Here is a 13,633-nt window from a genome sequence, read left to right on the forward strand (position 1 = left end):
AGGAGTGGTGTTCGTGAAAATAATTAAAAAAATCCTGGCAATGATTTTAGCAATGAACTTAATGATTGGTATATTACCGATAAATATACTGGAAATCAGTGCCAGTTCGGAAGAGCAGAACGAAGAATATGTGGAAACCGAAGAGCAGACGCCTTCGGAGACGGAAGAGGGATTTGATGACTTTACCAGTGATGGAAAAAGTGAGACGGAGGATGAATCTGGGATTACTTCTTCTGACAATGCTGATTTTTTTAGTGAGGGCAGTACTGAAAATACAGATAGTCTTTCAGGACAAAATTCTGATGAAAATGGCTTCTTTTCTGAAGAAGATGGAAGCGCAGAAATAGAAGAAAGCAATACAGATCCTCAGGTGAGTGAAACTGCGCTTGGAACTACCCTGGATTTAAATAAGTTTTCAAATTATAATGCTAATACAAATACGATTACAATAGACAGAGAAAAAGAGGATTTTGCGAGGCTTTTGATACTATTGTCTAATTGTGACCCAAATCAGATTCAAAAACTTAACATCATTATCAGATATAGCGGTGATGCAGACGTTACAGAAACAAACAAAATCCCTGCAAATTATGATATTTCTTCTTTTTATAAAGGAGATAGTGTCCAGTCTGTGGCAGATGATACCGAGGAAGTTACAGATACGGATTCCCAGGATTTTTCTGATGAAAGTTCTTCAGAGATTTCTGGGGAAGATGTAGTTCCGGAGAATATAGAGGATGCGATTGAAGAGATAACTACAGATTTAGGTGGTTCGGAAACAGTCCCTGATGGAGGAAATGAGGAGAACGTTGCGGTTAATAGTGGTTCGACCAGTGAGATACAGGATATTGTGCCAGAAGAGAATCCAGTAGAAGCACAAAGCGCTGTTTTAACATCTCAGGAATACACTTTTCAGGGAATTGGAACTGCTGATGTGCCTTTTGAGGGAACAATAACAGGACAGATTAACAGCCTGAAAATTGACCACGCATTTTTTGGTGGATTATCTTCAAAGGCAACGGTTTCTTTGGGAAATGCAGTATTGGAGTGGTGTGGAGATGGTACTCAACCTATGATTGTAGGGGTGTATCAGTTTGCCAGTAGTGGCGTACATAGCTTGCCGATTGCGGTCAAATATGGCGATAAAATGACATCTATGGGCAGTCTGATTGGTATTGTACAGGCAAGCAGCGGATTTGAAAATGAGACATTAAATATTGGTAATTCAATAGTTAACTATGGAAGCAAAAAAGTGGTACTGTCATCCGCTACTGGTAATGCAGGTATTATCTGTAATACATTAAAAAGCGGAAATATTTGTCTGGATGGCTATGTATTTCCGTCAATAGGATATTCGGTAGCTTCTACAGCTGAATATAATTCAGGTGATGCATTGGCAGCAGGAAATGCTGGCGGTGTAGTTGGTGTGATGTGTGAGAATACAGCATTAACAGTGAAGCAGAGTATCACTGTGCCAGATAATATAGAAATTACGTCTGCAAACGGAAATGCCGGGGGACTGGTGGGCTTGATGGGAAAAGGAACCCAGATTATTACAGCAGCAGGTGTAACACTTACAATGACTGGACCAATTGTTAAGGGGGGTATTTCAGCCGGGGGCATAGCTGGTACTGCGACAAATGCGACGTTTACAGGGGATTCTGTTGCCTGGGGTGTAACATCTCCTGTGGCGGCTGGAAGTACCAGTCAGGCCAATGCTGGTGGCTTTATCGGACATTATATATTGGAGGGGACAACTGACTCTACAATGGAAGATAGTTTTCCAAGCTGCATCAGTTTAACTGGCCCTCATGCCGCTGCAAAAGGTAGAAGTGGGAATGCCGGTGGATATTTTGGATACCTGGAGATTTCGGGACAGGGACTTGTGACATATACAATTGCTGGTACAGATAAAGATAACAAACAGACAATTGATTCAACCCATGATAGCGATTCCGCTCAGGGGAATGCGTATGGTGCGGTAGCAGGAAAAATAACCAGTGACAACATTGCAAGTACAATATCCATTAAAAATGTAATTATAACATCTTCTTATAAGGATAAGGTGACTTACCACGGCGGTTTGGTAGGAGAGCTTGGAACTGTTGACAAGAAGGAGAAATCTGTATATTTAGATGCGGAAAACGTTGACATTACAGTAACAAATCCTTATGGAGATGATGGTAAAGTTGGTTTTGGAGGTCTTGTAGGATGTCTGGAACAGGGAAGTATTTTGAAGGCACATGGTGAGGTAAAAGTAGTTACAGCAGGAACGGATCCATGTATCTGGCAGGGAGGCGGTGTTATAGGCCGTGCTGAAGATGGAAGTGTATTGGAACTTTCCGGGCTGACAGATTTGTCCGGTGCCAACTATGCAGGAAATCGTCCTAATGTTGGATGGCTTGTGGGATATCAAAGTAATGCTCTTATCTATGCCAGAGGTGATGGTATTGGTAGCGGGTGGACTTATAAACGCGGCTCTGATACGAAAAAAAATAAAGAATACGTTAATGATATTGCCAATTACGGTCAGGTTATTCGTCTGAATACTCAGGAAGATATAAGTGAAAATGGTTCACATTTAACTCCTGCTCTTATTACAATAGAGGATAATCATACTGTAAAACTGAAAAAGCCTTCTACGCCTTGGAAAGGTATTATTACGTTAAGTTCTGCTGATGATTTTGCATTATTATCTATTATGTGGAATTCAAGAGGGATTTTCTGTGCAGATTCTGAAATTAGAGCTTGGACTGACCTTGGAAACAAGACAATAGAAGTTTCAGCGGATATTGATTTGACAGGAAGCGGTATTGGCGGATTGTCCCGAGATACATATAGTGATACGGCTTATGATGTGTTTTCAGGAACATTTAAGGGAAATGGTCATAAGATCACACTGGCAATTGGTGAAACCTTTGGCTATAAAAAAGATAAAAAGGCTTTTGAAAATCAGGCTGGGTGTGGTATCGTATATGCAATGAGAAACTATCATGCTGCGCAGGGACTTTTTGTAAAGACCAATAAGGCAACGATTCAAAACCTGATAATAGATGGAAAAATTAATTTCAGTAATGCTGTTTCTTCAATAAAAGCCGGTGGCATTGCAGCGTATTCGTTGAGTACAGAAAACAATCCGACTGTTTTAAGCCAGGTAACTGTACAGGAATCCATTTATGCGGAATGTGCAGGAACTAACCTTATGGCTGTAGGCGGGATGTATGGAATTGGAGCTTCAGGAAGCTTGGAATTGAAAACGGATAATAATCTTGTCAATTACGCTGCACCCCAAATTACATTAAAAAATGTTGCAAATCGAGGATCTTACGTACATGCTGGAGGAGTTCTGGGTGAAATTAACTCAGGCTTCAAATTAGCTGTAAATGGCCTAACCGTAGGCAATAGCGAAACAGAAAGCGAGAAGCAAAGCTTCATAACCACAGATGCAAACGATTATGCTTATGTAGGCGGCCTTGTAGGTGTTGTACAGGACAGTAGTAGTGTGAATCACTGGATGGAGATTCGCAGATTAGTGTTTGATGGCTTCAGAATTGAAGCAACCGAAGCTACAGAAGCATGTGGTGGTTTGTTCGGTGGACTCTGGGCAAATGTTGGTGTTTACTTTATGGGGGAAAACGATGATGCGGATGGTGAGTACACCAATACCAAATTAATCGTAAAGAATTCTGTTATCAACGCACCAAATACTTCTGGCGTAGGTGGACTGGCCTATCGCTCCAGTGGAATCTGGGAAATTAGAGATAAAGGAATTGATATACAGGGATTGGAAATTCATGCTAAAAGTGATGTAGGATTGTTGGTTTGCCATGGAGAAGGTGGAAAAGCAAGTATAAGTGGTTCTGATATTCCATTTGGTGCATTGTATCTAAATACTACTAAATATTGGGAAAATTCTTACTTGCTTGCAACAGACAATAATATTTCTGTGTCGCAAGGCGGTATATTTGATGAGTTCGTAGCATACACAGCAACCAGTGCAAATGAGATTACAGCCAATGGCAAAAATGGAGTAATTTCTCTTGCAACGACTTCCTCTGGTAATGGACGTGTTGGAGTAGAAGAGGACAGCCCTAATTGCACAACTTATAAAAACAGAACTGTATATGGACAATCTCATAAGGCCAATGGATGCAGCCGTTATTATTATGATTTGGATCAGTGTCTGTCTGATGTGAAAAGCTCGGGTAATGGCGATAATAGAATGGTTGACACCCAACAGGAATTGTTGCTGTGGAGTGTATATCGTTATGCTAATGACAATATAAAGAATTATTTTGCAAAGAAAAGTGATAACGCACAATTTGGAGACATCAGTAATACAAGGACAGTTGCGGTAATTGGCACCAATCTGAGCAGTACTGAACTTAATTTGGATATGAGAAAGTATAGTTATTATCCAATTAATCTTAACAGTGGAGTCACGATACAGAACGCTAAAATTACATTTTATAATCAGGAAATTGAAAGTGCGGAAACTACAGTAGGAAATAAAACTACACAGGGAATTGAAACTGACCATTCACAGCATTATACGATGCATTGTGGTTTGTTTTTGAGTCAGACTTCTGGTGATACAACAGTATCTGTGGAGAAAGTCTCTTTTTCTGGAAGCATTGGAAAAGTAAATAATAGCAGCAGTGGAATGCTTTTTTCAGGAACAGTTTTCGGTTCTGTTGACAATACCACTCAGCATATTGCTGCGGTATCATTGAAAAAAGTCACATTGGATGGCTTGAAAGTTAATAATTGTGGGGATGACTATGCACCACTTTTAATTAACAGTATGAACAGTTATTCTACTTTGGACGTGGATACTGTTAAGACAGTCAATTATACGTTAGGAACAGCTGTCGCATCCAGCTTGTTTGGAAATATCGGTTCCACAGATTCCAAGCAGATGAACCTTTCTTTTCGAAATATTCTGTTACCAGATAAAAAAGCAGGGGGAAATGATGGTATTTTTTCCCATGCGACCCTGTTGGAGTCTTTTGTACACGATGGAGCATCTTCTGTAGCAACCTATAATTTCTATATGGGTGATGAGTGGAAAAACGGAACATATGCACATGAGGTAACATATGGAAAAGAGATAACGGATTCTACAGAATATGGCGGTATGCAGTTATGGTATTACGATGAGGAAAATTATGGAACTGACAGCAACAGAGTCCATACGGAAACCAATAATTTAATCGGGTTTTCTTCCAGTTCCTATCTGCCTTATGTGTGTAAAGGGTATAGTGAAAATGACAAAAGCCATGAAATTAAGGTGAATCAGCGTGTAGCAGATATTACACATGGCTGTGGTACTTATGGACATCCATATAAAATCACGACAGAAAGGGAAATGACCATTCTATCTGAATATATGGCAACTGGTAAGCCCAGTCAGGATTGGCGTGTTACAATTACCGGCAATCAGTCTGCTCAGCATACTGGTTATACAGACTATGACTATACTGGGGACAAAACCTATCAGTTTGATGGTACCAGATGGGTACAGGTAAAAAATGATAAAACAGATGGCAAAGATAACTGGCAAAAAGTTCTGGATTCAAGTAATAATGAGATAACTCTGGATAAAGATTTTATGCGCCAGTATTTGCTGAATGCATACTATGATCTACAGGGAACAGAGGTTACACAGGGAACGGAAACAGTTCATCAGTTGAACTTAACAAATTTTGGCGGTTTTGGTATTGCCACAAATCCTTTCCGTGGTGTCCTTACCAGTACGACAAATACTACAGTTGTTTTAAGTGGTCCAAGTACCAGCAATGGACTGATTCCTTACAGTTATGGCAGTGTGGTAAAAAATCTTACTGTTTCTTATAAGCTAAGTGAAGGAAAGGGAAAGGAATTAAGCTATGATGGAACAAATAGTTTTGTTTATTATCCGTCTGTTTCCTTCGGTGGAGTAATTGGTTGTGTGCTTGGTGGAGATAATATCATTGACAATGTAACCGTAAATATAGATGCTGGCTGGCTGACAATTTCCGGTGCTAAAAAACATCTGATTCAGGTCGGCGGCTATGTGGGATCTGTCAGCGGTGGTGGCGTGATCTTCCGAAACATACCTGCAGGAACCGGATTGGATACTGGAAAGGTTGAGGGTATTACTGAGGGCAATGCTTATGCCAGCATGTATGTGAATCCATATGTAGGACGTGTGCTGGACGGTTTCGCATTTTATGAAAAGACTTCTGCGAACAACAGCGAACTTGCATCTCTGGAGAATACGGATAAAAATTACAAAATTAATACATTGGAAACAGCAGATACTGGTTGTGTAACATATTCAAATAGTGCGGTAACGGTAAATGATGCACAAGGTCTCTTGATTTTATCAGCAGCTATAAACAGTGGAGCAACATCGGTCGGTAACAATAATGCATACAGTAAAACTCCCAATACGCCTTACGAGACAAGTGACAAAAGTGCAACCTATACTTTTGCGGGAAGTTACGGAAAAATACGAAATGCTGCTTATAGCAATATTGGAGGGGATGTACCAGGAAATGAAGCGACATCTGTAAATAAGGATGAGCTGACAGTGCCTGGTTCCAGTAATTTGCCATATCTGATTCAGAAATATTGCAGTGCAAATGGCTCTGTGTTCAATTTGTCAGAGAGTTCTGGGAAAAGTATCGTGCTGAATAACGGAACCTATGATATGACCATTTATGGAAGCGGATATCAGGGATTGACAGCACGTTACGCTTCCAGTGCAATTTTAAGCGGAGCATCTCCCAATGCGAAAGGGATTGTACCGGAATTGGCTTCTTTTAATGGGAACGACAATACAATTATATTGAATATGCAGGTAAATGAGTATGTTGATGACGATTACCATGCAGCATCTGTCGGTGGTGTATTTAACCTTTTACGTGTGGGAAAAAGTGGATGTTCCGTCAGCAATTTGACAATCAATGGAAATTCCACAGGTTTCGTATCTCTCAGATATTACACAAGTGGAGGAGCAGAAACTCCTGCAGATGAAAACATACTATATAAAAATAGTGTAGGTGTAGGTGGATTTGCCGGTGCTACATCCAGTATTTCTGCTGGCAATGATAAAGATTTTTCGGCAAGTGCGAAATTTGCTGGAATTTCTATACAGAAATTAAATATTTATGGCCCACAAAATGCAGGCGGACTGTTGGGAAGTGCTAAAAAAACGGTAAGAACAAATAAGAATATTGCTGCAACGGGTATAGTTCTTTTGCTGGAACCAGATTCTAAAGCGGCATCAATAGGAAGCCAAATTGAAAATTCTTCATATAAGAATATATCTGTTACAGCACCAACGGCAGCTGGTGGATTTGTGGGATATATAGATAATGATGCAAAGAGTTCTCTTATGAATACAGATACAACAGAGATGATTGTGGGACAGGCTTCTCAAATTGGAACTACAGAAAAAGCACCTACATATGCTGGAGGTGCTTTTGGATACATAAAAGCATCATTATATGTAAATTCTGGTACAGATACCAGTGGAAGTTATAAAAATATGAAACTGCAAACGGTAAAAGCAATTGCAACACAATGTGCAGGTGGATATATCGGCAAAATTGAAGGTACATCTAATATCAATCAGGCCATTTACGAAGGACTGGGTGACAGTTCAGTAAAGGATATTTTTGTAAATTCGAGTAACTATTATGCTGGTGGAATCTTGGGACATTCATCTGGTAATTGTACGATTTCAAAGTGTCAGATAATTCAGGCAAGAATAGAGTCGCATGATAATTCGGACAGTGGAGGTATTATTGGAAAAACTGAAGGAAATAACAATAGCAGTACGATTACAGAATGTACGGTTCAGCAGGTAAGCATTATAAGTGGAAAGGCGGGAGGAATTGCCGGAAGTACTTCAAGTAATCTTACGGTTCAAGGGTGTATGGTACAAGGATCGGATGATGTTGTCTATGAAATTTCGGGACAGCAGACTGCCGGAGGTATTATCGGATTTTCCACTGCATCAGGAAAAAAAATCAGTATAAAGCAATGCAAAGTGAAAAAAATGAAAATGGATTCTTCTTTCTGGGGATGTGGTGGTTTGCTTGGAGACGTGGACTGGAATGCAGGGCTTGATACATTGTTTGTATTTGATTGTGCGATAGAGTCTTCTGAAGTTCATGGAAAAACCAATGATGCAACGGCTGGTGGAATGGTGGGAGATATCCGTGGCAAAATGATTGCGTCAAATCTGTTGCTCAATAATGTGAAAATCCATTCTAATCTTAGTAATAAGGTAGGTATGATAATTGGACTGGTGGATACTAAAACTCTTAATATAGAAGTAGCTGGTATAAGTATTCAGGGAGCAAGTGCATATTACGGCAACACAGAAACTCAATCACTGTCACAGTTATATGGTGTAGTTGATAATAATCAAAGTGTTGCAAATAGGATAAAGGAAAATAGTTATTTTGCTTTTTCTGATTATTCTGGTTCGTCTCTCAACAGTACTACTGTTGGTAATAATTCAGATCTGTTGGTGGCGAATACAATCTTGGACATCGCAGATCCATATGTTGTAACCAGCCCCAAAAATTCTATATCGGTATATGAAAACGATAACGCAACAGCAGAATCGAAATATCTTTATGGTGACGGGGCATCGTGGACGAAAGCAGACGGTGAGGGTGTTACAACGTACACGGTGAAAGCAGAAGAAATTTGGGATAATCGCTCAAAAGACACAGAAGGCCATTATGCATATCGTAATCTGTCTGGTATAAGCAAGTTTGATTTCAAATCTGCGCTCTCTACGTATAATGCGAATCAGACAACGAAAGCCAAAACTGATTTTCCGGTGCTTCAGATTACAGGTGGGGACACAGATAATGTGGTGAACTATCTTGATATTCTTACAAATGGAGGATTTTCTGATGCAAATGCATTGAATACAGCTTCAACTCAACGCGTTACTGTGACTGCAGATGTGTATAAACATAAAGTAGACGGGCAGGGGAATGATAAATTTGTAAAAAATGAAAATGAAAAAGCGGCGCTTGAAGTAAAGGAAGATAGTAAAAAGCAAATCAGTTTTTCAACTACAACGGATTATGATAATGAAAAAGATCGTTTTACATTGCTGACTGTAACATTTACAGAGTTGGAGGCAGATGGAAAAACGGCACATAATTACAGAGTGCTTGTTCCTATTCTTGTTCGCCGTATGCTTGAAATTGATTTTACTGCAACGTTGACTTACGGTACAGATTTCAGAAGTGAGGATTACAGTGAATTAGACTCCCATGTATTGGAAAGCTTTGGAAGCTCTATTACCGGATATCTGACCTATACGTACAATAGTGCGGAGGGGAAATATACGGATTATGGATGGGAGAGTTATATCAATGCTGGTGGTAATGTGGCAGATTCTATGGAGAAATCTGTGCGTTTTACCATGAATACTCCAGCGGCTCTTCCGAAAGGAACTCAGCTGACGCTTGTGGAAGGTTCGACAAAAAGGGCATATTATTATACTGCTGACGGTTCTGAAAAAAATGATGGGAAAGGTATTAATGTTCCAATGAGCAGTTTTACAGATTCTTCAGGAGAAAAATATCAGGCACCAAGCATCGGTGAGTTGATGAATGTAACTGCAACCTCTGGAGACAATAATATTTTTGTGAAAGTGGATGAAACTGGTAAGCCTGAGGAAAGTCCAAAGGATGATGTGACCTATTCAAAACCAACAGTAAAAGTCAAGAACCACAAAGGCGAGTATGAGTATTATCGTCTGGCAGATTCTAAGCTGGGTGAGAAAGGTGCGTACACAATAAAAATTGATGAGAGCGGTCTTAAAGATGATACAACAAGCAAGGTAAAGGAAACCTATTATCTTGTGATCACCGTACCGGAAGGTGCCGGCTCAACATGGAATGGTTCCATACAGACAGCAATGACAAGCAAAATACCATATCAGCTGCATTATCGTACTTTAAAAGATAATAAGGAAGATGGCCATGGTAATACCGCCAGCACTTATGTGATTTCTAGTGGTTATCAGCAGACATTGGAAGAGGTAAATGTAAATGCATTTTCGAAAAAAGTCAGTGCGGCTGATTCAGTTATGAAAGTGGATGTAAGAGATTCCGTTATTTTCCCCAATGATCAGGTATACAATGATTCGGATGAGTTATATCTGAGATTTGTTGGAGGTTTACAGAAAACAGTTGACAAGAGGTCTTCTACAGAGCAGTTCCCAAGTGGAACTACGGGGAAAGCATATTTTTATGTTTATAAAGAAAATGAAAAATCCAGGACATACTATCAATATAAAAGTGGAACCTGGAGTGAGAAGGGAACAGAAGAAGTAGCTGCAGTAAGTTATACTTGGACATCTACCGGGGGAAATATGGAGTTGCCATTGTCAACTGATGGAACGATAAAAAATGCAATTAGCCTACAGGCTGTCCGTAAATTGGTGCAAGGTAACCAAAACACTGGTACAAGTAATTTTTATGTAGAAGTTCGAATGGATGCATCAATTCCAGCTTCAGGACTGGATGTAATTCCAGAAGCTAAAATGAGTGAAAACAGTGGTCTGCCAAACGACTATACGAAACTGCTATATTCCTCTCAGATTTCTACAGAAAGTCAGAGCATTACTTATAGTACAAACCGAAGCATTGTGCCACATACAACGACGGCATATTATCGTGAGGAACCTGCTGGTGCCAAGCTTACTTATGACGCAGATCAGATTGGACAATTGGGAATCAACCTGTTAGATTTGCAGTATTTAGATGGATCCAAAACGCACTCCTTGATTGATACCACTGCAGTTTATGATCTGTCAGCAATGAAAAACCTGGACGAAGCATTGAAAAATTCCAGTGGAATTAAATTTACTTTAAGTCTTTTGCCAAAAAATAAGGAAAGTAGTTTTGAAGATTACCAGACTGCGGCTGAAAATGCTAATGCTTATCTGGATGTGGAATTAAATTCCAAAGAATCAGGAATTGTAAATTATGCAAAGGGAGTCTGGTCCTGGATTGTTCCGCAATCAAGCTACTGGGCCAATAATAATGTGGTAAAAAGTTCAGTTTTTGACGGAAGCCTTTTGACACAATTGATTCGGTTAAAGGTTAATATAAGCAATGTACAGTCAGACGGGCATTATTATTCAAATTATAAAGTTGTACTTAGCGCAGAAATTTTGAATAAAGATGATAATACAATAACAGATACCCGCCAAACAGATAACATCATCTATACCCTTGCACGAATCAAACCGGAGTTTGTACTGCCGTAAAACAATACTGTGAATTGATCAGTTACGATGAGAAACAAAAGCAGGGAAATTGAAAATCATATTCAGAGAAGAATCCTCAGTCAGGATAAGTTGAATTAACAACTTTCTCCTGCCTGGGGATTTTTGTCAGTGGAAAAGTATTGTAACAAATCCTTTCTTATGCTATGCTGTAAACTGGTATTAGCTTAGAACCCGATGTCTTGTACAGCGAGTTTTAACTGATTCAAGCAAGTAGCGAATCGGATTGCGAATATCTGCTTGATTTGTTGCCATCACATATTCTTTTTCTTATCTGTTTTCTTGAAAATCTCCTCTGGAACTGTTATAATAAAACCTACGAATTTACGGAAAAGGTAAAATATGTCAAATAAAGTAGAAATCACTAGAGCCTTTTTCAAACAGGCTCTAAGGGAGGGGGATTTCCGTCTAGCGGCTTCTGATATGAATTACGAGAACAATAGAAACCCAAAAGATACAAATTTATCTTCAGCCGAGATTACGCCGATCATGGTCAGCAGGGTATCCCGCGAGAAGTCTCGTCAGCTTAAGCGGCGGTTCGCGACTGCTATTATCGCGTTATTTTTGACTTTTCTTGCAGTAGCATCCGCTACATATGCCTGGTATATCTATAATACCAGCCGTCATACTACCAATGTACGTATGGCTGCCGGTGCAGGTGTGAATCTTCAGATTAGCAATGCTTATAATGGGACTTACGGTTCCGCAGCAGTTCTGGACAGCTTCGCGGGACAGCTGGTACCTGTATCTACGAACCGGATCACTGGCGGCTTTCAGAAGGTGCTTGGCTTCACGGAAGGCAATAGCCAGTCTGGTCTTGTTGCCAGTATTTTCGGATCGGGGGAGCAGACAGATTATTATCATACCAGTTTATTCCTTCGGACAAATGGTTCTTCTACCGATATTTATGTTTCTAATATCGGCTATGAAGACAGTGATGAAGCGAATCCTATTTCTTCAGCAATCCGTGTTGGCCTGGTGGTTCATCAGCCAGGACAGAATCAGTCCGTAGCTGGGGAATATATTTTTGAAATCAGTGATAAGAAAAATCCGGAAGCGGATTACAATACCGCAACAGGCGAGGAAGGATATGTTCTTAACAGTTCCAGCACGGATGGAAGTACAATATCCTTTTCCCCATATACATCAGCTTCCTACTGTGAATACGATCAGAGTACTGGAACCGTTACGCTGAAAAATAATTCTCTGAAGCTGTGTAACATTTCCGGAGCCGAAGATGGAACCGCCGGAACTCCGGTGGAGATTGAAATCTATATCTGGCTGGAAGGCTGTGATGAGGATTGTACACTTAATCTTTGCAGCCAGACATTACGAAATCTTGCAGTTTCTTTTGCAGGAGTAACAGAGCAATAGTACAAAAGAAAAAACAGGAAGGTGATGCCCGTGAGCGATGATATTAAAAATTTAAAAAAATCCTTTCATTTATCTGTTTTGTGGATTCTTTTGCTTATTGCAGTATTTACAGGTTCCACTTATGCATGGTTTTCTCTTACAGGGCTTTCTTCCACAAATGTAACACCTATGGCTGGAACCATTGGTACAGGAGACACAGTTCTCCTTATTTCTTCCAGTCAGAGCGGTCCCTTTGAAAAAAGCTGTGATCTGATCCTTTCTGGAAATCCGTCTTCTCTGAAGCCTGTTTCCACAGCAGATCTGGAGCACTTTTATAAAGGAACTGTCCAGAATAAAGAGGGGATTACCGTTCTTTATACAAGTGCGGATTCCCGGGTAAATCAGGATGCATTTCATGGCACCGTGTATCTGCAGTGCCAGAATGCATCTTGTAATGTATATTTTGACAAAGAAAAGCTGAATCTTGGAAGTGATGGACAGGCGTTGGCAGCTATGCGACTTGGACTGAAAATCACTACCGTAAAAGGAACTCAGAAACTGATTTTTAAACTGGATGCTCTTGGCTCCACCGGCAGTGCGCAGACCAAAAGAACCATAGCACGAAGTCAGGCGGTTGTTTCTTCTGTGTCTTCCGCAGGGGAGCCATCTTATACAGACGATCCGTCTGTAAATATTTCAGATTATATGGCTCAGGCGGGAGCAAATGAAAATGAATACAATGCGGGAAACCAGTCATTGATGATCTTGGAAAAGGATGAAGTGGCTACCGAATATAATGAAGGTACCAGACCCCGGTAAATATTTCTAAATAGTCTAAAATTTTTATGAATAATACCGTGTAGAGGAGTTGCTTCTCTGCACGGTAAAAAGAAATACTTATCGAACTCTTTTGCAAACTGGCTTGAGTTCCTGTAGAGAGTTGTTTCATATTGTGAAAAAGGCTCAAGT

The 13,633-nt window shown here is 40.0% G+C and carries 3 protein-coding genes; all 3 read left to right on the plus strand.

The features are described from left to right. The first annotated feature begins 13 nt into the window (after positions 1–13). The gene (locus tag DWZ38_RS02965) at positions 14–11,293 is read left to right on the plus strand and encodes a hypothetical protein (protein ID WP_117849858.1); all 11,280 of its coding nucleotides are present in this window, start codon (positions 14–16) and stop codon (positions 11,291–11,293) included. Positions 11,294–11,653: 360 nt separating this feature from the next. After that, positions 11,654–12,685, plus strand: a complete 1,032-nt coding sequence (locus DWZ38_RS02970; protein ID WP_147342964.1) for a hypothetical protein — start codon at positions 11,654–11,656, stop codon at positions 12,683–12,685. Positions 12,686–12,715: 30 nt separating this feature from the next. After that, positions 12,716–13,483: a hypothetical protein gene (locus DWZ38_RS02975; protein ID WP_117849862.1), complete on the plus strand. Its 768-nt coding sequence runs from the start codon at positions 12,716–12,718 to the stop codon at positions 13,481–13,483. Positions 13,484–13,633 lie beyond the last annotated feature (150 nt).

Origin of the sequence: Ruminococcus sp. AF31-8BH (assembly GCF_003460605.1) — a bacterium.
In the GTDB taxonomy this organism is placed as follows: Bacteria; Bacillota; Clostridia; order Lachnospirales; family Lachnospiraceae; genus Blautia_A; species Blautia_A acetigignens.

Bases quoted from the DNA above. Each gene is read 5' to 3' on its own strand.
- DWZ38_RS02970 (WP_147342964.1), top strand. From the start codon at position 11,654: ATGTCAAATAAAGTAGAAATCACTAGAGCCTTTTTCAAACAGGCTCTA.